Annotated in this window: 17 protein-coding genes; 13 read left to right on the top strand and 4 right to left on the bottom strand. The window is 57.2% G+C overall.

The features are described 5' to 3' along the window. Window positions 1–7: 7 nt before the first annotated feature. Window positions 8–565 carry a LemA family protein gene (locus tag EUU23_RS05615; RefSeq protein ID WP_160353074.1) on the bottom strand — a complete coding sequence of 186 codons (558 nt, stop codon included), beginning with the start codon at window positions 563–565 and terminating at the stop codon, window positions 8–10. Window positions 566–627: 62 nt separating this feature from the next. Here EUU23_RS05615 and EUU23_RS05610 point away from each other — a divergent pair, with 62 nt between their 5' ends. After that, a complete protein-coding gene (locus EUU23_RS05610; protein ID WP_160353073.1) occupies window positions 628–1,557 on the top strand; it encodes a DUF3137 domain-containing protein in 930 nt (309 codons plus the stop codon). 70 nt (window positions 1,558–1,627) lie between these two features. Continuing rightward, window positions 1,628–2,755: a peptide chain release factor 2 gene (gene prfB / locus EUU23_RS05605; RefSeq protein ID WP_160353072.1), complete on the top strand. Its 1,128-nt coding sequence runs from the start codon at window positions 1,628–1,630 to the stop codon at window positions 2,753–2,755. A gap of 103 nt (window positions 2,756–2,858) precedes the next feature. On the opposite strand, the gene EUU23_RS14130 is transcribed toward prfB, so the two are convergent. After that, entirely contained in the window at window positions 2,859–3,506 is a 648-nt protein-coding gene (locus EUU23_RS14130; RefSeq protein ID WP_246156122.1) for a hypothetical protein, read from the bottom strand. Between the two features lie 205 nt (window positions 3,507–3,711). Next, window positions 3,712–4,494, bottom strand: a complete 783-nt coding sequence (locus EUU23_RS05595; protein WP_160353071.1) for an SDR family oxidoreductase — start codon at window positions 4,492–4,494, stop codon at window positions 3,712–3,714. A 337-nt stretch (window positions 4,495–4,831) separates the two neighbouring features. Here EUU23_RS05595 and EUU23_RS05590 point away from each other — a divergent pair, with 337 nt between their 5' ends. The 5 genes from EUU23_RS05590 to EUU23_RS05570 all read left to right on the top strand — a co-directional run bounded on the left by EUU23_RS05590 (window position 4,832) and on the right by EUU23_RS05570 (window position 12,856). Continuing rightward, window positions 4,832–6,097 carry a methyl-accepting chemotaxis protein gene (locus EUU23_RS05590; RefSeq protein WP_160353070.1) on the top strand — a complete coding sequence of 422 codons (1,266 nt, stop codon included), beginning with the start codon at window positions 4,832–4,834 and terminating at the stop codon, window positions 6,095–6,097. Window positions 6,098–6,226: 129 nt separating this feature from the next. Next, entirely contained in the window at window positions 6,227–8,179 is a 1,953-nt protein-coding gene (acs, locus tag EUU23_RS05585; protein ID WP_343032683.1) for an acetate--CoA ligase, read from the top strand. 95 nt (window positions 8,180–8,274) lie between these two features. Next, entirely contained in the window at window positions 8,275–9,429 is a 1,155-nt protein-coding gene (locus EUU23_RS05580; protein ID WP_160353068.1) for a CaiB/BaiF CoA transferase family protein, read from the top strand. 2 nt (window positions 9,430–9,431) lie between these two features. Further along, entirely contained in the window at window positions 9,432–10,646 is a 1,215-nt protein-coding gene (locus tag EUU23_RS05575; protein ID WP_160353067.1) for an acetyl-CoA C-acetyltransferase, read from the top strand. 14 nt (window positions 10,647–10,660) lie between these two features. Next, window positions 10,661–12,856 carry a 3-hydroxyacyl-CoA dehydrogenase NAD-binding domain-containing protein gene (locus tag EUU23_RS05570; protein ID WP_160353066.1) on the top strand — a complete coding sequence of 732 codons (2,196 nt, stop codon included), beginning with the start codon at window positions 10,661–10,663 and terminating at the stop codon, window positions 12,854–12,856. Window positions 12,857–13,282: 426 nt separating this feature from the next. On the opposite strand, the gene EUU23_RS05565 is transcribed toward EUU23_RS05570, so the two are convergent. Then, window positions 13,283–15,880: a TonB-dependent receptor gene (locus EUU23_RS05565; RefSeq protein WP_160353065.1), complete on the bottom strand. Its 2,598-nt coding sequence runs from the start codon at window positions 15,878–15,880 to the stop codon at window positions 13,283–13,285. Between the two features lie 220 nt (window positions 15,881–16,100). On the opposite strand from EUU23_RS05565, the gene EUU23_RS05560 reads away from it, so the two are divergent. The 6 genes from EUU23_RS05560 to eda all read left to right on the top strand — a co-directional run bounded on the left by EUU23_RS05560 (window position 16,101) and on the right by eda (window position 24,269). Continuing rightward, the gene (locus EUU23_RS05560; RefSeq protein ID WP_160353064.1) at window positions 16,101–18,293 is read left to right on the top strand and encodes a thiamine pyrophosphate-dependent enzyme; all 2,193 of its coding nucleotides are present in this window, start codon (window positions 16,101–16,103) and stop codon (window positions 18,291–18,293) included. Beyond that, window positions 18,290–19,324 carry an ACP S-malonyltransferase gene (locus tag EUU23_RS05555; RefSeq protein WP_160353063.1) on the top strand — a complete coding sequence of 345 codons (1,035 nt, stop codon included), beginning with the start codon at window positions 18,290–18,292 and terminating at the stop codon, window positions 19,322–19,324. The genes EUU23_RS05560 and EUU23_RS05555 overlap by 4 nt, the downstream gene beginning before the upstream one ends. Window positions 19,325–19,425: 101 nt before the next feature. Further along, window positions 19,426–20,871 (top strand): glucose-6-phosphate dehydrogenase, encoded by a 1,446-nt coding sequence (gene zwf / locus EUU23_RS05550; protein WP_160353062.1) that lies wholly within the window; start codon window positions 19,426–19,428, stop codon window positions 20,869–20,871. Continuing rightward, the gene (gene edd / locus EUU23_RS05545) at window positions 20,864–22,687 is read left to right on the top strand and encodes a phosphogluconate dehydratase (RefSeq protein ID WP_160353061.1); all 1,824 of its coding nucleotides are present in this window, start codon (window positions 20,864–20,866) and stop codon (window positions 22,685–22,687) included. Before zwf ends, edd begins: the two co-directional genes overlap by 8 nt. Beyond that, window positions 22,687–23,658 carry a glucokinase gene (gene glk / locus EUU23_RS05540; protein WP_160353564.1) on the top strand — a complete coding sequence of 324 codons (972 nt, stop codon included), beginning with the start codon at window positions 22,687–22,689 and terminating at the stop codon, window positions 23,656–23,658. Before edd ends, glk begins: the two co-directional genes overlap by 1 nt. Next, a complete protein-coding gene (eda, locus tag EUU23_RS05535) occupies window positions 23,655–24,269 on the top strand; it encodes a bifunctional 4-hydroxy-2-oxoglutarate aldolase/2-dehydro-3-deoxy-phosphogluconate aldolase (protein ID WP_160353060.1) in 615 nt (204 codons plus the stop codon). The genes glk and eda overlap by 4 nt, the downstream gene beginning before the upstream one ends. The last annotated feature ends 3 nt before the right edge of the window (window positions 24,270–24,272 follow it).

The following is a 24,272-nucleotide window of genomic DNA, read 5'->3' as shown; positions in this document are numbered from 1 at the left end:
CCCTTGCCTAGAACTTCACCTCCGGCGCCGCGCTGATCGTCGGACGTTCTTCTGCGCCCAATTCCCAGAATTTCTCTTCGCCAAAACCGAAAGCGCCTGCGAACAGTACTGCAGGAAATGCCTGCCGCGCGCCGTTATAGTCTGCCGTGACCGCATTATAGGCGCGGCGCGACGCCGCCAGCTTGTCTTCCACATCGGCAAGTTCATGTTGCAACGTCTGGAAATTCTGGTTGGCTTTCAGGTCGGGATAGTTTTCCGCCAGCGCAAATAGGCTTTTCAACGCGCCGGAAAGTCCATTTTCTGCGGCCGCCGCTGCGGCGGGGTTGGATGCGCCCAGGGCTGAATTGCGCGCGGAAATTACCGCATCCAGAGTCGATTTTTCATGCGTAGCATAGCCCTGTACTGTGTTTACCAGATTGGGGATCAGGTCATGCCGCTGGCGCAACTGGGCATCGATATCGGCCCAACCCTGCCGGACATTTTGCCGCAACCCGACGAGCCTATTGTAAATCAGGATCGCAATCAGGCCTAAAAAAACAACGATACCAATGATGACCAAACCCATCGCTTTACTCCCCCTGTAACGGTCGATAGCATTGGTTATCATGGGGGAAGGGGAAAGCAAAGATGATAGCATTGCCTGATGTCGACACGCTTATGGCGGGTGGCTTGCAGGACCGGCTGGATTCCTTGATCGCGGATCGGGCCAAGGCCAAGGAGAAAATGATCTGGACCGGCGCAGGCGGCATTGTGTCGGCGATATTGGTTGGCTTCATTTTTTATACCTTCGGTTTGGAGGAGATCGGCTATTTCGCGGCCAGCGTTGTCGGCGGCGGGGCGTTGGCCTGGGCCAGCAATATCCGGCAAAAGATGATTGATTCCCTGAAGCGTGAAATGAACGGCGCGCTCGCCCGCAGCTTGCAGGTGGACTATTCGGTTTCGGCGTTTTCAGGGCAAGAATTTGAAGTGGCGCACACATATGGTCTGTTGCCAACCTTTGATGATAAATATCTGCAAGACCAATGGCATGGGTCAATCGACGGCACGGATTTCCTCTTGTACGAAGCCAAGCTGACCGAAGAGCAGGGTTCGGGCAAGAACCGGCGAACCGTGACCAAATTCGAGGGCGTCGTGCTGCGGTTCCAGTTTACGCGGCCGTTTCTGGGCACAACGCTGGTCCGCCGCGACGGCTTCAAAATCACTTTGTTTGGCGATAGCAAAAGCTACGGCGGCCAAATGTTGGAACGGATCAAAATGGTCGACCCGGGTTTTGAAGATGCGTTTGACGTTTACGGCACCGATCAGGTCGAGGCCCGTTACCTTGTCCACCCTGCTTATTGCGAACGGCTGATCGAAATGGAGCAGGAGTTTGAGGGCGATAAACTGGCCGCGCTTTTCCATGGCGGTGACCTGATTGTCACCTTGCACACCGGCAATATGTTTGAAAGCGCAACGCTCAGCCCCAAGCGCGACCGTGAATTGCTCGGCAAGACAATCGCGCAATTCGGTTCGATCACGAAATTGGTCAAATTACTGAACGAGAGGCCGCGGCATTAGCTCCCTTTGACTTGGGCCGCTAATCGGCTAAAGGCCGCCAACCTGATTTCATTCCCTTTGGAGTTTCCCCATGCGCGCCGACGCAGAAGGCTATGTTGCCCGCATTGATGCTGCCCTTAATCTCGTCAAGATGTCGCTTGATTGGGATCGCGCGCTGCGTCGCCTGGACGAATTGAACGCCAAGGTCGAAGATCCGACGCTGTGGGACAATCCCAAGGCGGCCGAAGAAGTGATGCGCGAACGCCGCCGTCTGGATGCGGCCATCGCTACTGTGCGCGAAATCGACGCCGACAAAGGCGGTACTGTCGAATTGATCGAGCTTGCAGAAATGGAGGGCGACGCCGCCCTCGCCGACGAAGGTGCCGCTTCGCTCAAGGCTTTGGCGGACCGTGCTGACCGCGACAAGGTTTCGGCCCTGTTGTCGGGTGAGGCCGACGGCAACGACACCTTCATCGAAATCCACGCAGGCGCAGGTGGTACCGAAAGCCAGGATTGGGCCGAAATGTTGCAGCGGATGTACTATCGCTGGGCGGAGCAGCGCGGATACAGAGTCGAAATGGTGGATTATCAGGCGGGCGATCAGGCAGGCATCAAATCCGCCACCATGCTGGTGAAGGGCGAAAACGCCTATGGCTATGCCAAGACCGAAAGCGGCGTGCACCGTCTCGTCCGCATTTCGCCCTATGACAGTGCGGCCAAGCGGCACACCAGCTTTTCCAGCGTCTGGGTCTATCCCGTCATCGACGACAATATCGATATCGAAATCAACGAAGGTGACCTGAAAATCGACACCTACCGCGCGTCGGGTGCAGGTGGACAGCACGTTAACACCACCGATTCCGCAGTCCGTATAACCCACAAGCCTTCAGGCATTGTGGTCGCGAGCCAGAACGACCGAAGCCAGCACAAGAACCGCGCCACCGCGATGGGTATGTTGAAGGCCCGCCTGTATGAGGCCGAATTACGCAAGCGGGAAGAGGTTGCTTCGGGCGAATATGCGGCCAAAACCGAAATCGGCTGGGGCCATCAGATCCGTTCCTATGTTCTGCAACCCTATCAGATGGTAAAAGATCTACGCACCGGAGTCACGTCACCGACGCCATCAGACGTTCTGGACGGCGACCTCGACAGCTTCATCGCCGCCGCATTGGCGCAGCGTGTGACGGGTGAGGCGGTCGCGGTTGAGGATGTGGATTGACGATAGTGGGTAACTGCGATTTTAAAAACTACTTTGCAGGCTCCAACTAAAACGGGCAGCCCCCTTTTGAGAAGCTGCCCATATTACAAAATTCTAATAAATATCAATTATTTGCTGGAGAAACTGCAGTCGTGGTATCTGCGGCGGTAGGAGCTGCTACTTCCATCGGGGCAGGGGCAGAGGCAGGCGTTACGGTGAAGACGATGTCCTCATCGATAAACGCGCTGACCTGTCCGCCGGCCGGGATGCGTGCGCTGGTGCCAGTCACAAAAAAACCGACAACCGGAACAAATGCGACCGCAGCGACTACGCCTGCGGTCCCCGTGACTCCCTTGTCATCAAACGCACCCGACATTCGCACGGTACGGCCATTCAGGGTCATGTTCAAAACCCGACCTTCCAACTTGCCGGATTTGCCCCACATTCCTTTATTACGAACCGCCGTCAATTCACCGACAACAGGTGTGCCTTTAGGAATGACCGTAACGCCGTCAACGACAACATTTTCGGCAACTTCCAAGCGAGGGCGATCACCGACTTTGGATGCCTTGTCTTCGGTTGTGATTTCGTGAAGAAATTGCACGCGCACCTGGGCACCGCCTCGGACCACACGCGTCGATGCATCGGGGCCAGGTTCGGATACTAAAGGCTTGACGCTGATCGTTGTATTTGCGGGCGCTGGTGCAGTTTGTGCGTTGGCATTGAATGGCATTGCCGTTGCAAGCAAGCCGATAAGAATCATTTTTTTCATAGATGTGCCCTCCCCATTTAGGTGAAGGCAGCTAAGCATCCTCTGCATTCAAGGCAAGTAAATTTATAAATCTATATTTGTTATTTTATCAAAATATCAAAGATGATGAAGTAATAAATCTGAAATGTAAAGAATAAGTAGCAGCACTATTTATTCTTTACATTGTTTGGATTTTTACATTACAGATACCATACCAAATTGCCGCCTATCCCCCCGGCGACGCCGCTGATCCGGCCAATAGTCCGCCATCCAGATGGACCTCGCTGCCGGTCATATAGGTGGCGTCATCCGACGCGAGCATCAGGGCGATGGCGGCCACTTCTTCGACTGTGCCAAACCGCTTTAGCGGCGTATCAGCGACCATAGCCGCCTTGCGGTCCTCGCGGTCCGGACCATCGCCGATCAATGCCTCCCACATGGGCGTTAAAATGGCCGCTGGATGGATCGAGTTGCAGCGGATGTTGAGCCCCTGTTGCGCGCAGTAAAGCGCGACGGATTTGCTGTGGTTGCGAATGGCGGCCTTGGACGAGGCATAGGCGGCCGCGCCCGGTATGCCGACAAGGCCGGAGCGGGACGACATATTGATGATCGCGCCAGCCCCCTTCGCCCGCATCGCGCCAATCGCATAGCGGCATCCCAAAAAGGTGCCGTCCAGGTTCACGGCATGTACACGGTGCCATTCGGCTAAACTGGCGTGTTCGGGGTCGTGCGGGCCGGGGCTGTCTTCGAACCCTGTGATCCCGGCATTATTGACGACAATGTCGATTTCGGGAATTGCGCGGGCCAGATTCTGCCAATCTGCCTCGGATGCCACGTCCAGCGGGAAAAAGCGGCCACCGATTTCTGCGGCCAGTGCCGATCCAGCTTCGGCGTCGATGTCGCCGATTATGACATGGGCGCCTTCCTGAGCAAAGCGGCGGGCGATGGCCGCGCCAATTCCGCGCGCGCCGCCTGTGACGAGGGCGGATTTATTCTGTAATTTGGGCATTTTGTGGTCCTGTAAATGACTATCTAAAATACTGTCATTCCCGCGAAGGCGGGAATCCATGGTCTGGCCTATCGAAAAAAAGCGGGCACGAAGACACCAAGGGGTTTCTTCGCATCTGTTGAGTCTCTGCGTGAACTAAAAGCGAATTTTGGGCTGCAAGGTCCTTCGGTGGATACCCGCCTTCGCGGGAATGACAATATGGGAATAGGGCGTGGCAATTGGAGGATCTAATCCATGACGATGTGCGAAATTGTAAAATCTTTCCGAAAATCATAACCTGTCATTAACCATAGGCGCTGTACTTCGCAGGTGTAAAACACGCATTCAGGGCGAACAAATGCAGCATATATCGCGATTTGAGAAAAGCGACGACTGTTCGTTCCTCTCCGTTCTTCCTACCGACACACTTCGTGACACGCTCGAAAAATTTCGGGTTAATCGGGCAATGCGGCTTTTGGCCGTTGTCGATGATACTGGAATCCCAGTTGGTGTAATCCGTGAAATTGATATTCGCGATTTGTTGTTTAATCCATTTGGGCACGCCTTAATGTCCAATCCAGGTTTTGGGAGTGACATTACCGGCCTGATAAGGGATTGCGCGGTGGCCGAATATGGTCAGGATAGCGCGGCGTTGATGGGGGCTTTTTCCCGCTATTCGGACAGTCCGGGATTGGTTTTAGTCACACAAGGACAATTTCGGGAAACGTTAAGCGGTGACCGTTTATTGGAGCTTCTTGCCCAAGGCAGAATAAAACGGGCGGAAAAAATCGCAAAATATGGGCAGGATTTTACGCAACATATTTTGGCGTTGTCAGGTCAAATTTCCGAAACGGCCAATCAAGTGAATAGCCTGTCCGAATCCTTAGGAAATCAGGCGCGGGAGATGACCAATGCGGCACAAGACGTCGCATCTGGCGCGGCCCAGTCCTCAATGGGGCTTCAAGATGTCAATGAAAGAGGGCATAAGCTGGCCTACGCGCTTGAACAGCTTGCGGTTGCAGCGAGTGAAGCGAAAATGGTTCGCACCCGAACCAAAAGCGTTATTGATTCTGCTGACCCACAAATGAAAGCATTGGCTGATGGCGGGGTCGAAATTGGCGGTATAATTGACGTCATCCACAAAGTCGGGAAACAGACCAATTTTCTGGCGCTAAACGCACAAATCGAGGCAGTTCGGCAAGATGCTGATAATCATGGTTTTGTCGCGGTGGCGAGCGAAATCAAGCAATTGGCAAATCAAACGAAAGTTTCGGCAGAGGAAGTTTCCAAGAAAGTGGGCAAAATTGGCCGGACTGTGGATGATGTTCTGGTGGGACATCGGGAAATTGTAGATGCCATGGAACAGATCAGCACGATTTCCGAGCAAATCGAAACGGCCGTCGACGAACAAAGTGCGACCAGTCTGGTGATCGCGGGATTTGTCGAGCAGGCCGCCGATGCAACTTCAGAAATCAGCGCTCGGGCAAAAGATATCGGTGCGCGTGCCAGTCAGGTGAATTCAAGCGCGGGTGAATTGGCGCGTGTTTCCGCTATGCTACTGGTTTCGGCAAAGGGAATAAGCGAACAAAGTCGAACTTTTGTGCAATCTATCGAATATGCCTGAGAATGCAGGCAGAGCTAGTAATTACCAGTTTTGGGTTGAATATTAGCAGCGCTGTTCTTTAGTCTTGAATATGCTTGCCGACTGCACCTATGCGCTATGGTGTTTCACACCCAGCGCAGGAGAGAGCAAGTGAGTGAGCATCAGGACTGGTTTCCCGTTCCCGAAAGCGCGACCAATCACACATATTGCTCCGCCGCGGATTATGACCGGCTCTATGCCGAAAGCATCACCGATCCCGACGCCTTTTGGGCAAAGCAGGCCGATCGTATCGACTGGTTCACGCCGCCCACGAAAATCGCGAACTGGTGTTATGATCCCGTGTCGATCAAATGGTATGAAGATGGCGTCCTGAATCTGTGCCACAATGCGGTGGACCGCCATGTTGCTGCCGGACGCGGCGATGCGGTTGCCTTTATCTTTGAACCGGATGATCCCGCAAAGGATGCCCGCCATGTCAGCTATGCCCAATTGCAGGGCGAAGTCATCCGTATGGCCAATGCGCTCAAACAGTTGGGTGTTGCCAAGGGCGACCGGGTTACAATCTATATGCCCATGTGTGCCGAGGGTGCGGTCGCGATGCTGGCCTGCGCGCGGATTGGCGCGGTGCACAGCGTTGTCTTTGGCGGTTTCTCGCCCGAAGCCATCGCCGGACGGATCGAAGATTGCGCCAGCCGCTTTGTTATCTGCGCCGATAGCGCCGTCCGGGGTGGCAAGTCGGTGCCGTTGAAGGCGAATATCGACGCTGCGCTGGAAAAGGTTGGCGGGGTCGATGCGGTGCTGGTCGTGCAGCACACGGGCGAAGCCGTTGCGATGCACGAGGGACGCGACCATTGGTTCCACGACATGCAGGTGTCGGGCGAGTGCCCCTGCGAGCCCATGAATTCTGAAGACCCGTTGTTCATTCTTTATACGTCGGGTTCGACCGGAAAGCCCAAGGGCGTGCTGCATACGGTAGGCGGCTATTCGGTATGGACTGCGGCGACGTTCCATTATGTGTTCGATTATCGACCCGGCGAAGTCTTTTTCTGCTCGGCGGATATCGGTTGGGTCACGGGGCATAGTTATGTGGTGTATGGTCCTCTGCAAAATGGCGGGACCAGCCTGATTTTCGAAGGGATACCGAGTTATCCCGACAGCGGACGCTTCTGGGACATTATTGATCGGCATCAGGTTAACATTTTCTACACCGCGCCCACAGCCTTGCGGGCCTTGATGCGCGACGGCGACGGGCCTGTGAAGGCACGGTCGCGGCAATCGCTCCGGCTTTTGGGTACGGTGGGTGAGCCGATCAACCCCGAAGCATGGCGCTGGTATCATGCGACGGTGGGTGAAGGGAAACTGCCCATCGTCGATACCTGGTGGCAGACCGAAACCGGCGGGGTGATGATCACAACGCTGCCCGGCGCGCATGGCATGAAACCGGGTAGCGCAGGCCGGCCCTTTTTCGGCATCCGCCCGCAACTGGTCGATGCCGAAGGTGCCGTGCTGGCAGATGAGCAGGTTGGCGGCGCGACAAGCGGCAATTTGTGCATCACGCATAGCTGGCCCGGGCAGGCGCGCACGGTATATGGCGATCATGACCGTTTTGTGCAGACCTATTTTTCGACCTATAAGGGCAAATATTTCACAGGCGACGGCTGTCGCCGCGATGAGGACGGCTATTGGTGGATCACGGGCCGGGTGGACGATGTTATCAATGTCTCCGGCCATCGCATGGGAACCGCCGAAGTCGAAAGCGCACTCGTCCTGCACGACAAGGTAGCCGAGGCGGCGGTTGTTGGTTTCCCGCATGATATCAAGGGGCAGGGCATTTACTGCTATGTCACGCTCAACATGGGCGAGGAGCCGTCGGACGAACTGCACGCCGAATTGCGGCAGCAGGTCCGTATCGAAATCGGCCCAATTGCATCGCCCGACCATATCCATTTCACCACCGCCCTGCCAAAGACGCGGTCGGGTAAGATTATGCGGCGGATATTACGCAAGATTGCGGAAAATGACTTTGCCGCGCTGGGCGATACGTCGACCCTAGCGGATCCCAGCGTGGTGGATGCGCTGATCGAGGGGCGGCAAAACCGCTAGTTGACGCTTGCGTCAACCTGAAGGACGGGGTAAGGAACCGCGGTTAATCGTGCGGTTAAATATCTGTGCCGCCTGTTCCGTAACGGAAGGATGCCATGACTGATTCCTCTGCCAAGACCGGCCCGCTAGCTGGTATCATGGTCATTGAACTGGCCGGTATTGGTCCCGGTCCCTATGCCGGACAATTGCTGGCAGATATGGGCGCGGATGTGGTTGTGATCGACCGGCCGGGCGGCGGCATGCCCAAGGCGGTTGATGGTCGCGGCAAGCGGTCGATCGTTCTCGACCTCAAAAAAGCCGAAGCGGTGGATGCCTTGCTTAAGCTTGTGGCGAAGGCCGATGTGCTGATCGAAGGACTGCGTCCCGGCGTGACCGAGCGCATGGGTGTCGGGCCAGAAGCGTGCCACGCGGTCAATCCCGGCCTCATTTATGGGCGCATGACCGGCTGGGGCCAAAGCGGTCCGTGGAGCCATATGGCCGGGCACGACATCAACTATATCAGCATGACCGGCGTCCTGAACGCCATTGGCAAGGACGGACAACCGCCCTTCCCGCCGCTCAACATGGTCGGCGACTTTGGCGGCGGTTCGATGTTCTTGCTGACCGGCATATTGGCGGCACTGGTTGAGCGAGGGCGGACCGGCAAGGGCAATATCGTAGACGCCGCGATCATCGACGGCACACACAGCCTGATGAGCTTTGTCCACGGCATGGCGGGTCTCGGGCAATGGCAGACCAAGCGCGAGGCCAATATGCTCGACGGCGCTGCGCCTTTCTATCGTTGTTACATGACGGCGGACGGCAAATATATGGCGGTAGGCTGTATAGAATCGCAATTCTTCGCCGCGATGATGGAGCGTCTGCCCATTGATCGGGAAGCGTTCGGGCATCAGCATGACATGGCCGCCCGGGCCAAGCAGCACGAAATGCTGGAAGATGTGTTCGCGACCAAAACCCGTGATGAGTGGGAGGCGATTTTTGCCGGGACCGATGCCTGCGTCACGCCGGTGCTGGACTATGTCGAAGCCGCAGCACACCCCGCCAATGCGGAACGGCAGGCAGTCCTGCAGGATGGCCGCTGGCTGCACCCGCAAATCGCGCCGCGCCTTGCAACGCAGCCGCTGGCTACCCATTTCGAAATTGCAACAAAAGGCGGTAACTATGCGTCGATTCTCGGCGAAGCAGGAATGACTGACCCTGAAATAACCCAATTGATCGCGGCGGGTGCCGTGGTCGCAAACAAGGACTGATTATGACCGAAGCCTATATCTATGACACGGTACGAAGCCCGCGCGGTAAAGGCCGCTCAGACGGCGCATTGCACGAGATAACGCCGCTTGATCTGGCCGCCCAAGTGCTGGCTAGCGTGCGCGACCGTAACGGTCTGGCGCCCGATGCAGTGGAAGATATCGCCTTTGGTTGCGTCTCGCCGGTCGGCGAACAGGGTGCGGTTATCACCCGCACAGCCGCGCTTCAGGCGGGCTACGCGCACACCACTTCAGGTATTCAGGTAAACCGGTTCTGCGGTTCAGGGCTTGAGGCGTCGAATATCGCGGCGGCCAAGGTCAAATCGGGCGAATGCGATCTCGCCATTGGCGGCGGTATTGAATCGATGAGCCGCGTGCCCATGGGATCGGACGGTGGCGCATGGCCTATCGACCCTCGTTCCGCCATCGCCAATTATTTCATTCCGCAGGGTATATCCGCCGACCTGATCGCGACGATCTATGGATATAGCCGCGATGATGTTGATGCCTATTCAGTCGAGAGCCAAAAACGCGCGGCAACAGCATGGGGTGAAAAGCGTTTCGCCAAATCCATCCTGCCGATCCGCGATGTGATTGGCGAGGTGATCCTTGATCATGATGAGCTGATGCGTCCCGAAACGGATATGCAATCGCTTGGCGCTTTGGCACCCGCATTCCAGATGATGGGAACAATGATGCCCGGCTTCGACGATATTGCCATGATGCGCTATCCAGAGGTGGAGAAGATCAACCATGTCCATCATGCCGGAAACAGTTCAGGCATTGTCGACGGCGCGGCTGCGGTGTTGATTGGTAACAGGCAAGCAGGCGAACGGATTGGCTTGAAACCGCGCGCACGCATTGTTTCAATGGCCTCCATCGGATCGGAACCCTCGATCATGCTGACCGGCCCCGAATTCGCCGCGCAAAAGGCTTTGTCGCGCGCCGGAATGGACAAGGGCGACATTGATGTGTGGGAATTGAACGAAGCATTTGCTGCCGTCGTCCTGCGTTTCATGGAAGCGCTGAACATCGACCATGGCGATATCAACGTGAATGGCGGCGCGATTGCGATGGGGCATCCACTAGGTGCAACCGGCGCGATGATCTTGGGCACCGTACTGGACGAACTGGAACGGTCCGGAAAATCGACCGCACTCACCACCCTGTGCATCGGCGCCGGCATGGGCACTGCGACTATCATCGAACGCGTGAATTGATCGGGATTTAGAACATGACTTACAAAACTTTTTCCGTCGACATCGACAGCGACGGCATCGCGCTTGTCACCATCGACCTTCCCGGCGCGACCATGAATGTCTGGAATGGCGACCTGATTGCCGAATTCGGCGCGTGGGTCGAAGATTTCACAACCAACGACGCGGTCAAGGGTGCCGTCATCACATCCGGCAAAGCTACCGGATTCCTCGCGGGCGCAGACCTCACCATGCTTGGCGGGGCAAAGGCGAATAGCACGAAAGAAGCCTTTGATCAGGCGTTTGCCTTGAACGCCTTGCTGCGTAAAATGGAAGCCGGTGGACAGACCGCCAAGGCATTGACCAGCGGTCAGGCCTCGGCAAAGCCGGTCGCCTGCGCGCTCAACGGTCTTGCACTGGGCGGTGGCTTGGAACTCGCGCTCGCGTGCCATTATCGCGTTGTTGCCGACAATCCGAAAATCCAGCTCGGCATGCCCGAAGTGATGGTTGGCCTGTTGCCTGGCGGCGGCGGCACCCAGCGTACACCTCGCCTGATTGGCCTTCAAAATGCAGCCATGATGATCATTCAGGGCAAGTCGCTCGATCCCGCAACGTCAAAGGCGCAGGGTCTGGTCCATGAGGTAGTTCCGGCTGCCGACCTGATCGCCAATGCCAAGGCTTGGGTAAGGGCCAATCCAAAGGTCACTGCACCTTGGGATAAGAAAGATTTCAAATTCCCCGGCGGTGCAGGCGCAATGGACCCACGCTCGGTTCAGCTTTTCGTCGGCCTGAACGCCATGGCGCACAAGGAAAGCAAGGGCAATTTCGATGCCGTCAAGGCGATCTTGTCCTGCCTGTATGAAGGCTCTATCCTGCCGTTCGACACGGCGCTTCGCGTGGAATCGAAATATTTCACCAAGCTGCTTTCGGGCAGCCAGGCGAAGAATATGATCCGCACGCTGTTCATCAACAAACAGGCTGCGGAAAAGGGCGCTGGTCGCCCCAAGGATGTGCCGCCTGTCGAAATCAAGAAAGTCGGCGTATTGGGCGGCGGCCTGATGGGATCGGGCATCACCCATGTGACGGTCAAAGGCGGCATGGATGTCGTCGTTCTCGACCGCAGCCTTGAAGACGCCAACAAGGCGGTCGATTACAGCCGCAAGATTATCGACAAGGCCGTGGGCCGTGGCAAAATGTCGAAGGAAGCGGGCGAGGCATTTATGGCTCGCATCACGCCGACGGATAATTATGACGATCTGAAAGATGTCGACCTGATTATCGAGGCCGTGTTCGAACGCCCCGACGTAAAAGCGGACGTCATCAAAAAGGCAGAGGCGGTCATTCGCCCCGACGTCGTATTCGCCTCCAACACGTCAACCTTGCCCATCACCGGCCTTGCGAAAAATTCGGTCCGTCCGGAACTGTTCATCGGACTGCATTTCTTTTCGCCGGTCGAAAAGATGCCGTTGCTGGAAATCATTCCGGGCGAACTGTCGGGCGACCGCGCTTTGGCAGCAGCATTTGACTATAATGCAAAGATCAAGAAGACCCCGATCGTCGTCAAGGACGTACGCGGTTTCTTCACCAACCGCGTCTTCCCGCCCTATATGGGCGAGGCGATGAAGCTGGTGACCGAGGGCGTGAAGCCTGCCCTGATCGAAAATGCGGCTAAGTTGCTGGGCATGCCCATCGGTCCGCTGGCGTTGCTCGACGAGACCACGTTGCAGCTGGGCTATGACGTGATGCAATCGACCAAGAAGGAATTGGGCGATGCTTACCAGCCAAGCGGGACCGAAGATTTCATGGAACTGATGGTAGTGAAGCTGGGCCGTAAAGGCCGTCGCTTCGGTTCGGGCTTTTATGACTATGATGAAAAGGGCGAGCGCCTGAGCCTTTGGAAGGGTATGGCCGATCATTATCCGCTGGCGGAAAACCAGCCGAGCGTTGAAGAGGTCAAACAACGGCTTCTCTACATTCAGTTGATCGCTACGGCCCAATGCTTTGAAGAGGACGTCGTGCGCGATCCGCAAAGCGCGGATCTGGGTGCGATTTTCGGCTGGGGCTTTGCGCCTTATACTGGCGGTCCGATGAGCTATATCGACACCGTTGGGTTAGAAAACTTCGTGCGAACCGCCGACAGCCTTGCCCAGCGTTTCGGCAACCGCTTCGCCCCGCCCAAAAGCTTCCGCGAAATGGCCGACACGGGGGCGACGCTGTATAAAGCGGCGGCATAGGGACGCCAAAACCTGTTAAACCCTCCCGTTCGTGCCGAGCGAAGTCGAGACACCTATCGGTAGCGCGCTTACGCATGGCATCTCGAATGCGCTCGATGCGAACGGATTGGGTATGGGAGTAAGTTGAGGGGGACAGCCTGATTCGTGACCAAGTCACAGCGGTTAGGACGTGAAGTCGCTCTTATTATACCCTACCCGTCACCCTGAACTTGTTTCAGGGTCCATTCGTCAGTCAATTTCTGCTCTGTCGTGGCAAGCCAATTGGCGACGCCCTGCCATTGTTACCTTAACACTTGGGTTGCCGCTGCACGATAGACCCTGAAACAAGTTCAGGGTGACGGTCCTTCGACTTTGGTTCTGTTCCGCACGACCAACAAAAAAGGGGCGGCCTCCGCTTGGGAAGGCCGCCCCTTTTGCTTTTGTTTCTTAGAACTTGGCGCGGACTGTTACGCCGTACATGCGGGGTTCTTCGATAAAGCCGATCAAGGACCTTGTACCTGCACCACCACGCAGAGGCGTGTTGGCGGTGATGCCACGGGTAATCTCGTTCGACAGGTTGGTGCCCCACAGTTCAAAGGTAAAACGTCCATCGGGCGTGGTGAGGCCGATGCGCGCATTCATCTTGAAATAATTTTCCTGCCGCGCGAGCGGAACCGGAAGACCATTGGTGTCGAGATCAATAGTCCGCGTGGTGCGGCTGTCCGAGTAGTTCATGCTGCCATTGACCAGTAATCCCCAACCCGAGCTGTTGAGCGGACCATCATAGGTCAGCCCGATGACCCCGGTGAATTTCGGCGCATTGGTCAGGTCTTGACCGCATAGCCGGGTGACTGAACCCAGCGCAGCGGGCGCAACACCGTCGGCGCAATTGCTCGGATAGCGTGCATCGGCATAGGTCAGGGCCAGATTGCCCTTCACATAATTGCCGAAGTCACCGAACAATTCCAGCTCCGCCCCCGTTGAACGGGCGGAATTGACGTTGAACGTCAGGAACTGGACGCCGGTGAATTCCAGAACCTGGAAATCGCTCATCTTCATATCGAACAAGGCAAGGTTCGCCTTGATCGGACCGAAGGTGCCTTTCACCCCGATTTCGATCTGGTTCACTTTTTCAGATTTGAACCGTGGATCGGCAAAGATCGGTGCAACCGTTCCGGCACCGGCCAATACAGCGCCGGAATTGGTCAGGTTTGCAGCGGTGGGATCAAGGTTGAAACCGCCCGATTTGAAGCCGTGGCTGTACCCGGCATAAAACAACAGGTCGGGGTTGGCTTTATATCCGACTTGCGCCGTGTAGGTAATTTCATCGTCTTTGAAGACATTCGACCATTCACGGGGCAATGGCAGGAAGTTGCTGGCAAGGCCGCCGCCAGGACCAGCCAGGGTGACGGGCGCTGCAAATGGGAAGCAGTTGAGACCGACAACGCCATTGATGATCCCATTTCTCGTCGCCGCCGGAAGCGCCGCGAAAGCTGCGTTAAAGCCGCCGTTAAAGACTGCGTTCACACTTGCCTGACAGGCCCCATTTACAGAATTCAACTGGTCGAAAGATGCGGTCTTTTTCTCGTCCACATAACGTGCGCCCAGGGTCAGGCTCAATTTGTCGGTAAAATTGATCACATTATGGGTGAAGATCGAGAAGCTTTTGGCGTCCTGACTGAAACGGTTTTCCGCAAAGGCACCCGCCGAGTTTACCGGAATTCCGCCATTGCCCAAAGCTGTAAGGGCAAAGAGCGGATTAACCCCAAGGGTGTTGGCAAAGTTAAACGCACTATTGGCCCGTTGGTAATCGGTCCCGAATGTCATGGTCTGGTCTTCGACAATATCTTCCGTCGAATAGAAACCACCGATCAACCAGTCGAGATGATCGTTAAACGCCGTTCCCTGAAACCGCAGTTCGTGGGTCATCGTCTTGATCCGGTTACCCGATGGCAAAATGCCGGGACGGGAATTTTGGCCACCAGCGCCGGTCGTGAAAATGGCGAGTGAGACGAAATCGGATTCCTGTGTCGAATTGGATTCAAAGTTCCGATACGAACCGATATAGGTCATTTTGGCGCCACCAAGGTCCCATTTCAACTCACCCGAAACGCCCCATTGTTCGGCACCATTTATGAATTGCTGGGCATTGGTAGCCAGATTTTTAAGCGCGGACGGACCCGATTGATCGACCCCGTCCGAGGCCAATCCGTGGAAAGCAAAGAACGGTGCCAATTCGGTTTCGCGAACAATCACCGCATCGCAGCAATTTTCGTCTACCTTGGAATAATCGGCGAGTAACCGGATGCTGACATCGGCATTGGGTTCAACATAGAGTTGGCCGCGCAGCATGTACCGGTCACGATTGTTGCTTTCCGCGCCCGTGGAGCTTTTCAAAAAGCCGTCACGTTTGCGATAGGTTCCCGATAGACGGAATGCGGCAACATCCTGTGCGAGTGGGACGCTGATGCCGCCTTGCACATTGATGAAGTTGAAATTGCCATAAGATGCGTTGGCAAAACCTTCAAATTCGGAAAGGTTGGCCCGCTTTGTCGTGATGTTGAGCGCACCCGCCGATGTATTGCGCCCAAACAATGTGCCTTGCGGACCACGCAAAATTTCGAGCCGTTCGAGATCGACAAGGTCACCGAGGGCAACGCCGGGGCGTGATTGGTAGACGCCGTCGATGAATACGCCGACTGAGCTTTCCAAACCGGTGTTATTACCGGTTGTGCCGACGCCGCGAATTTTGATCGAGGTACCTTGGGTTTCGGTTTGTGACGACTGGATGTTGAAGCTCGGTGAGATTGAGGACAGGGTTTTAATGTCCGAAACACCTTCGCGCTCAAGGGCTTCCGGCGCGACAGCGGTCACGGCAAGGGGAATGTCCTGAACGTCCATGGCGCGTAAGGTTGCGGTCACGATGATCGGTTCATCACCATCTTCTTCCGCCGCCGGCTGCTGTGCGAACGCGGCGGGTGCGACTAAAGTGCTGCAAATCGTGCTGCAAAGCGCAGCCGTCATGATACGGTTAAAACGACGCATTTCTCTCTCTCCTCCATATTGACTGTGGATTTTGCGACATTTTCTGTTCGTCTCGATCCAGCAGTCACTTACCAATTCACTGGGTTTTCCCGGGGAATAAGCTCTCTCTCAATCAACATCCTATCGAAGAATTTTTACAAATCCAGCAATTTAATCAGGCGATTGAATATTGCGATTTGGTGTGGCTTTTGCGTGTCGGTTCGTTATTCACTTCGACATTATGTTTGATCGACCCACCATCATCGATGACGCGTTTGTGCGTCGTGTTGCAGCCCAGGATTTTCCTGCACCGCGCAGCAATATTGCACCATTTTCAATTTCGGCTCCCCAACTGGTCGACCTGTTCGACACCCAGATCATGAGCCGCCATCTCGATTTGTGGGCGCGCCGGTCCAAGGGGAAGACATTTTATTCGATCGGCAGTTCCGGCCATGAAGGCACCGCAGCGATGGCGGCGGCGACGCGGCATACCGATATGGCGTTCCTGCATTATCGGGATGCCGCGTTTCTCATCCAGCGTAAGAAGCAGTTCGGCGGTCTGACCCCGTTATACGACATGGCTCTGTCTTTTGCTGCCGCTGCCGATGATCCGATATCAGGCGGAAGGCACAAGGTATTGGGTTGCGCCAATACGTTCGTACCTCCGCAAACCAGCACCATTGCCTCGCATCTGCCCAAGGCCGTGGGTGCGGCGCACTCTTTGGGGATGGCACAGCGGTTGAAACTTGCGGACGCCGTGCTGCCGCATGATGCGGTGATCCTGTGCTCCTTCGGTGATGCATCGGCGAACCATTCGACATCGCAAGGGGCGTTCAACTCGGCCTGTTGGGCGGCGTATCAGCATTTGCCGATGCCGATCATCTTCCTGTGTGAAGATAATGGCATCGGGATATCGGTCCGCACACCGGGCGGCTGGATCGAAGCGAATTTCGCGCACCGGCCTGCGCTGCATTACATCCAATGCGACGGGGCTGACCTGAATGACGCGGTGCGCGGATGCCGGGAAGCGGTGCGATTTGCCCGGTCTCGGCGGCGGCCTGTCTTCCTGCATATGCGGACGGTGCGATTGATGGGCCATGCCGGTGCAGATGTGGAAGCGAGCTATTCCGCGCTCGCCAATATTGAGGCCGCAGAGGCGCAGGACCCGTTACTACACAGCGCCCGCATTTTGCATGAACAGGCGGGGTTTTCGGGGGAAGAAATCGTCGGCCGCTATCAGGATATGCGCGCCCGCGTCGATCGCGTGGCGCAGGACGCACTGGCGAAACCACGGATCGAGACCGCCGCTGACGTCATGACGTCGATTGAACCCATACAGGGCTTCAAAGCATCGCCGCCTTTACCCGATGCATCGGCGAGGGACGCGCTGTTTGCCAAGGATCAGCGCAATTTGGCCAAGCCTGTCACGCTGGCGAAATCCATCAACTTTGCGCTTGCTGACCTCATGCAGCGTTACCCCAATGTCGCACTGTTCGGCGAAGATGTGGCGCGCAAGGGCGGGGTGTATGGGGTTACCCAAGGCTTGCAGGATAAATTTGGCGCGGCGCGGGTATTTGATACATTGCTCGACGAACAGACCATATTAGGCCTCGCCATCGGCATGGGGCATAATGGCTTTGTGCCGATCCCGGAAATCCAGTTTCTGGCCTATTTACACAATGCCGAGGATCAGATTCGCGGCGAGGCGGCGACTCTGTCCTTCTTCTCCAACCGCCAATACCGCAATCCCATGGTGCTTCGCATCGCCGGACTTCCCTACCAAAAGGGCTTTGGCGGGCATTTCCATAACGACAATAGCCTTGCGGTACTGACCGATATTCCGGGCATCGTCGTCGCCTGTCCCTCAAATGCCGCCGACGCCCCGGCCATGCTGCGCGAATGTGTCCGGATGGCGCATGAAGATGGCAAGGTGGTTGTATTTGTTGAACCCATCGCGCTTTACCATACCACCGATTTGGTGGAAGCGAACGATGGGGAGTGGACGGCGCCTTATGTTGCGCCCGCAGAATCGCAGAGCATAAACTTCGGTGAACTTCATCAACATGGGAATGGATCAGAACTTGCGATCATAACCTACGGAAATGGTTATTATCTTTCGCAGCAAGCAGAGGCTGAATTGCGCGCATCGGGCATTGATCTGCGGATCATCGACTTGCGCTGGCTGCACCCGTTGAACGATGCCGCCATCGTTGCGGCTGTCGCCGATTGCCGGAATATCCTGATCGTCGATGAAAGCCGCCGGACAGGCAGTTTGAGCGAGAAGCTGATGACGATCCTGGCCGAGGCCGGACGCGGCGATGTGACGCACCGGATCACCGCCGAGGATTGCTTCATACCTTTGGGTCCCGCCGCGGAGCTGGTGTTGCCCAGCCGCGAGTCGATCATCGCAGCAGCAAAGGCGGCCGTGGCATGAAAGAGACTGCGCTAGTCGTCTGCCCCGGACGTGGCACCTATAATGCACCGGAACTGGGGTATCTGAAAACCCATCATGCCGACCGCTGGGCGATGGTCGAACAACTGGACGCGCTCCGCCGTTCGCTGGGGCAGGTGCCGATTTCCGAGCTGGACGGTGCAGAGAAATATGCGCCATCGGTGCACATGACCGGCGATAATGCATCCCTGCTGATCTACGCCTGCGCCTTGGCCGATTTCGCGGCGATTGACCGGGGACGCTATGACATCGTTGCAGTCACCGGCAATTCGATGGGCTGGTATCTGGCTCTGGCCTGCGCCGGAATACTCGATTTCGAAGGTGGTGCGCGGCTAGTCAACAATATGGGCGGGATGATGCATAAGCACGGCTTCGGCGGGCAGATTGTCTGGTCGATTGTCGATGCCGACTGGCGCACCGATCCTGAAAAAATTAAGTTAGTCAGTGAGATATGCGAAGAAGCTGCATCACTATCTGATATAGAAGTCCATATTTCCATCCATCTGGGCGGCATGGTCGTTTTCGCGGCGGATGATAAGGGCCTGAAATGGGTGTCGGAGCGTCTGCCTAAGGACGACCGCTTCCCCATGCGCCTGATGAATCATGCGGCTTTCCACAGCCCGCTGCTCGACCATATCCCGAACATGGCGCGGGCCGCCAATCCGCCGGCGGATTTCGGGTGCGGTGCGCTGTCAGCGGTGGATGGGCAGGGGAGGCTCTGGTCGCCCAAGGCGTTCGATCCGGCGGCGATCTATGACTATACTTTGGGCGCGCAATTGAACCGGACCTATGATTTCACCCGCGCGGTTCAGGTCGCGGCGGCGGAGTTTGCACCGGACAAAATCATAGTCCTCGGTCCCGGAACCACATTGGGAGCGCCCACGGCGCAATCGCTGATCGCATCCGGTTGGCGCGGCCTGTCCGGGAAGGCTGATTTTCAGGTGCGGCAATCCGAAAATCCGGTGATATTATCGATGGGAATAGCCGAGCAGAGGGCGCAGGTGGTCCGCTAAACGCGGTGCATACGAATAAGCGCTAGACGCGAGGGGTCGGCAAGCTAAGGGATGGCACGTAATCGGCGCGCGCAATGCGTCGATTGTTGGAGATTGGCTGCATGAGCGAGCATAGTTCGACCCTCTTGTTATTCGGCGCGACCGGCGATCTTTCGCGGCGGATGTTGCTGCCCTCACTTTATGCGCTGCACGCCGATGAATTGATCGACCCCGCCTTGCGGATATTCGGCACGGCACGCAGCGCCTATAGCGATGCCGAGTTCCGTGAATTTGCCCGCACCGCGCTTTGCGAATTTCTGCCGGAAGACCGCAAGGCGGAAGGCATGATCGATGCCTTTTTGCAGCGTCTCCATTATCAGGCGCTGGATGCGTCACAGCCGGACGGCTTTGCCGCGCTGGCCGAGAAGATCGGTGACATTTCGGGCGGCTTGTCCATCTTCCTGTCGACCGCCCCTTCGTTGTTCGAACCCACCATAAGGGGGCTGCACAGCGCTGGCCTCGCCGGCGACAATGTGCGTATCGGTCTAGAAAAACCGCTCGGCAATGATCTGGCCAGCAGTTGCCAGATCAACGATGCGGTCAACGCCGTCTTCCCGGAAAAGCGTACATTCCGGATCGACCATTATCTTGGCAAGGAAACGGTCCAAAACCTGATGGCGCTGCGCTTTGCCAATATGCTGTTCGAACCCTTGTGGAACGCCAACGCCATCGAGCATGTGCAGATCACTGTCAGCGAAACGGTCGGTCTGGAGGGACGAGCCGGCTTTTATGACGATACCGGCGCGCTGCGCGACATGGTCCAGAACCATATGCTGCAACTTGTGGCGCTGACTGCAATGGAGCCACCCGCCAATCTGGACGCCACGGCGATCCGTGATGAGAAGGTCAAGGTGCTTCGCGCCCTGCGGCCCGTTGCCGAGGGTGATGTCGTGACTGGCCAATATGGCGATGGCGCGGTCAAGGGCGAGGCGGTGAAGAGCTATGATTCCGATCTGGGCAAGCCATCCGACACCGAAACCTTTGTCGCGATCAAGGCCTATGTCGATAATTGGCGCTGGCAGGGCGTGCCCTTTTTCTTGCGTACCGGAAAGCGCCTGCCCGAACGGCGGAGCGAGATTGTCATCCAGTTCAAACCAGTGCCGCACAATGTATTCGGTGCGCGCGGCGGACGGTTGGAGGCCAACACGCTCATCATCCGGTTGCAGCCGGAGGAATATGTGCGCCTGCTGGTGATGGCGAAAGAGCCCGGTCTGGATCGTGGCGGAGTTACGCTGCGCGAGGTGCCACTCGACCTGTCGCTTACCACCGCTTTTGCAGGGTCGCGCCGCCGGATCGCCTATGAACGGCTGCTGCTCGATCTGATCGAGGGCGACCAGACCCTGTTCGTGCGCCGTGACGAAGTGGAGGCACAATGGAAATGGGTCGATGCCATCCGCGAACTTTGGAAATCGACCGGATTAAAACCCAAAAATTACGGCGCAGGCAGCTGGGGGCCCAATGCCGCCATCGCACTTGCCGAACGGGATGGAGTAAGCTGGCATGAGTAAGCTGAACGCCACCATGGAAGCGGTGACCGCTCGCGTTATCGAACGGTCAAAGCCCGGACGCGCCGCCTATCTGGACCTGATTGCGCGGCAACGTGATGCGGGCGTCAACCGGCCCATCTTGAGCTGCGGTAATCTCGCCCATGGCTTCGCCGCCAGCGGTGAAGACAAGGCCGCGATACGAGGCGGCAAGGCGATGAATATCGGCATTATCAGCGCCTATAATGACATGCTGTCCGCGCATCAGCCCTATGGCCGTTACCCTGAACAGATGAAGATATTCGCCCGCGAAGTCGGTGCCACGGCGCAGGTCGCAGGCTCCACCCCGGCCATGTGCGACGGGGTGACGCAAGGGCAGGATTCGATGGAATTGTCGCTGTTCAGCCGCGATGTGATTGCGATGTCGACCGCAGTCGGGTTGAGCCACGGTATGTTCGAAAGCATCGCGATGCTAGGCATTTGCGACAAGATCGTGCCCGGTTTGCTGATCGGTGCACTCCGCTTCGGCCATTTGCCAACGATATTGATTCCGGCAGGCCCCATGCCGTCCGGCCTCGCCAATAAGGAAAAGCAGCGGGTTCGCCAGCTTTATGCAGAAGGCAAAGTCGGCCGCGCAGAATTGCTGGATGCGGAAGCGGCTTCCTATCATGGGGCAGGGACCTGCACCTTTTACGGAACAGCCAATTCCAACCAGATGATGATGGAAGTCATGGGGCTGCACATCCCCGGCGCGGCCTTCATCAATCCGGGTACCAAATTGCGAACGGAATTGACGCGCGCGGCGGTGCACCGTCTCGCCGAAATTGGCTGGGAAGGTGACGATTACCGTCCGCTCGGTCTTTGTGTCGATGAAAAGGCCATCATAAACGCCTGTGCGGGATTGCTGGCCACGGGCGGATCAACCAACCATGCGCTGCATATTCCAGCAATCGCGCGCGCAGCAGGCATCATGATCGATTGGGAAGATCTCGACCAGTTGTCGTCGGTTGTGCCGTTGATTGCGCGTGTTTACCCCAATGGTTCGGGCGATGTGAACCATTTCCACGCGGCAGGCGGCATGGGCTATGTGATCCGTGAGTTGCTGGATGCTGGGCTGTTGCACCGCGACATCATGACCGTCGCGGCGGATGATCTGACCGCTTACGGGCAGGAACCGGTTTTGCAGGATGAGCAACTGAGCTGGCGCGAGGCACCGGCTGTTACCGCCGATGAATCGATGCTCCGCCCGCCCTCCAACCCGTTCAGTCCTGATGGCGGGATGCGTCTGGTCACCGGCAATCTGGGCCGCGCTACTTTCAAAACCAGCGCAGTGGACCCCGCGCGGTGGACCATCGAAGCGCCGGTGCGGGTCTTCCACGACCAGAATGACGCGCTCGCTGCGTTCAAGGCGGGTGAACTCGACCGCGATGTGATTGTCGTGATTCGGTTCCAGGGACCCGCCGCCAATGGCATGCCCGAATTGCACAAGCTGACCCCGCCACTGGGTGTGTTGCAGGACAAGGGCTTCAAGGTCGCGCTGGTCACCGATGGGCGTATGTCGGGTGCGTCGGGCAAGGTTCCTGCAGCGATCCACCTCAGTCCTGAAGCTGCACGCGGCGGTGCCATTGCGAAATTGCAGGATGGGGATGTGGTCCGGCTGTGCGCCAATGACGGGGCGCTGAATGTTCTTGTCGACGAGGCCGAATGGGCGGGCCGGATGGCCGTGCCTATGCCGTCGGATCATGTCGGCACGGGACGTGAGCTGTTCGCAATGATGCGGAACGGGTCGGATGAGGCAGAAAAGGGCGGTTCGGCGATGCTGGCGGCGGCAGGTCTGTGATGGAGATTGTTTCGGTCGATATCGGCGGCACCCATGCCCGCTTCGCCATTGCCGAGGTGTCCGGTGGGCGTGTTGTCTCGTTGGGTGAGGCGGTAACGCTCAAGACAGCCGAGCATGCGAGCTTTCAAACCGCATGGGAAGATTTTGGCCGGATCACCGGAAAGCCTTTGCCGCGCGCGGCCGCAATTGCGATTGCCGGGCCTGTCGATGCCGATGTGATCAAGCTGACCAATAATCCCTGGATCATCCGGCGGTCACTGGTCTGCGAAAAACTGAATGTGGAACGCTTTGTCATCGTCAACGACTTTGGCGCCGTGGGCCATGCCGTCGCGCAGGCAGGGGCGGAGCATTTTCTGCACCTGACCGGGCCGGAACAGCCCTTGGCCGATAGTGGCACGATCAGCATCATTGGCCCCGGAACCGGACTGGGCGTGGCGCATGTATGGCGCAAGGGTGATGGCTATCATGTGCAGGCGACCGAAGGCGGGCATATCGATTTTGCGCCGCTCGATAGTATAGAAGACGCGCTGCTCGACCGGCTGCGGAAACGGTATCGCCGGGTTTCGGCAGAGCGCGTCGTGTCTGGGCCGGGGCTGGTGGAAATTTACGAAGCCTTGGCCGCTCTGGAAGGCAAAGCCGTCCAGCAACTGGACGACAAGCAGCTTTGGCAATTGGGCATGTCGGGTGAGGATAGCCTAGCTGCTGCGGCGGTTGACCGCTTCTGTCTGTCGCTGGGCAGCGTCGCGGGCGACATTACCCTCGCGCAGGGCGGATTTGCCGGTGTCGTCATCGCCGGTGGCCTCGGGCTGCGGATCAAGGATATCCTCGTCCGCTCCGGCTTTGCCGAGCGTTTCCGCGCCAAGGGGCGCTTCGAATCGTTGATGGCCGGAATTCCGGTCAAACTCATTACCCATCCGCAACCCGGCCTGTTCGGGGCAGCAGCGGCTTTCGCGCAGGAGAATATAGAGTGAAACCCGTCGAAACCGTTATGCGGACCGCGCCGGTCATTCCCGTGCTGGTCATTGAGGACGCTGCCCATGCGCGGCCTATCGCCGAAGCGCTGGTCGCAGGCGGCCTGCCCGTTTTGGAGGTTACTTTGCGGACGGCGGCGGCACTGGATGTCATTGCCGAGATGAAAAAAGTGCCCGGGGCGATCGTCGGGGCGGGGACTATTGTCGATATTGCCGGTCTGGAAAGCGCCATAGCAGCGGGGGCTGAGTTTATTGTCTCGCCCGGCTTGACCGAAAATCTGGGCAAGGCTGCGGTGGCCAAGGGCATTCCGTTCCTGCCGGGTATCGCCAATGCAGGCGATATCATGCGCGGGCTGGATCTGGGCCTCAACCATTTCAAGTTTTTCCCAGCTGAGGCGAATGGCGGGCTTCCGGCGTTGAAATCGCTGATCGGTCCCTTTGGCCAGTGCAAATTTTGCCCCACAGGAGGCATCAAACAGGAAACCGCCGCCAATTGGTTGGCCGTTCCTGAAATTTTATGTGTTGGCGGTAGCTGGCTTGTTGGTAAAGGGACACCCGATGTTGTGGCGATAGAGGCCGCAGCGCGCGCCGCCGCGGCGCTACGCATTTGATGG

This window comes from Sphingorhabdus profundilacus (assembly GCF_009769755.1).
GTDB classification, from domain to species: domain Bacteria; phylum Pseudomonadota; class Alphaproteobacteria; order Sphingomonadales; family Sphingomonadaceae; genus Sphingorhabdus_B; species Sphingorhabdus_B profundilacus.
The sequence above is the reverse complement of the archived record's forward strand: the minus strand, read 5'-3'. Positions and strand labels throughout refer to the sequence as shown.

What these genes read in the sequence shown, in the direction of transcription:
- EUU23_RS05615 (WP_160353074.1), bottom strand. Translation starts at nt 565, where the DNA reads ATGGGTTTGGTCATCATTGGTATCGTTGTTTTTTTAGGCCTGATTGCG.
- zwf (WP_160353062.1), top strand. Translation starts at nt 19,426, where the DNA reads ATGAGCGAGCATAGTTCGACCCTCTTGTTATTCGGCGCGACCGGCGAT.
- glk (WP_160353564.1), top strand. Translation starts at nt 22,687, where the DNA reads ATGGAGATTGTTTCGGTCGATATCGGCGGCACCCATGCCCGCTTCGCC.
- edd (WP_160353061.1), top strand. Translation starts at nt 20,864, where the DNA reads ATGAGTAAGCTGAACGCCACCATGGAAGCGGTGACCGCTCGCGTTATC.
- EUU23_RS05590 (WP_160353070.1), top strand. Translation starts at nt 4,832, where the DNA reads ATGCAGCATATATCGCGATTTGAGAAAAGCGACGACTGTTCGTTCCTC.
- EUU23_RS14130 (WP_246156122.1), bottom strand. Translation starts at nt 3,506, where the DNA reads ATGAAAAAAATGATTCTTATCGGCTTGCTTGCAACGGCAATGCCATTC.
- EUU23_RS05565 (WP_160353065.1), bottom strand. Translation starts at nt 15,880, where the DNA reads ATGCGTCGTTTTAACCGTATCATGACGGCTGCGCTTTGCAGCACGATT.
- EUU23_RS05580 (WP_160353068.1), top strand. Translation starts at nt 8,275, where the DNA reads ATGACTGATTCCTCTGCCAAGACCGGCCCGCTAGCTGGTATCATGGTC.
- EUU23_RS05595 (WP_160353071.1), bottom strand. Translation starts at nt 4,494, where the DNA reads ATGCCCAAATTACAGAATAAATCCGCCCTCGTCACAGGCGGCGCGCGC.
- EUU23_RS05570 (WP_160353066.1), top strand. Translation starts at nt 10,661, where the DNA reads ATGACTTACAAAACTTTTTCCGTCGACATCGACAGCGACGGCATCGCG.
- EUU23_RS05575 (WP_160353067.1), top strand. Translation starts at nt 9,432, where the DNA reads ATGACCGAAGCCTATATCTATGACACGGTACGAAGCCCGCGCGGTAAA.
- EUU23_RS05555 (WP_160353063.1), top strand. Translation starts at nt 18,290, where the DNA reads ATGAAAGAGACTGCGCTAGTCGTCTGCCCCGGACGTGGCACCTATAAT.
- EUU23_RS05610 (WP_160353073.1), top strand. Translation starts at nt 628, where the DNA reads ATGATAGCATTGCCTGATGTCGACACGCTTATGGCGGGTGGCTTGCAG.
- prfB (WP_160353072.1), top strand. Translation starts at nt 1,628, where the DNA reads ATGCGCGCCGACGCAGAAGGCTATGTTGCCCGCATTGATGCTGCCCTT.
- EUU23_RS05560 (WP_160353064.1), top strand. Translation starts at nt 16,101, where the DNA reads ATGTTTGATCGACCCACCATCATCGATGACGCGTTTGTGCGTCGTGTT.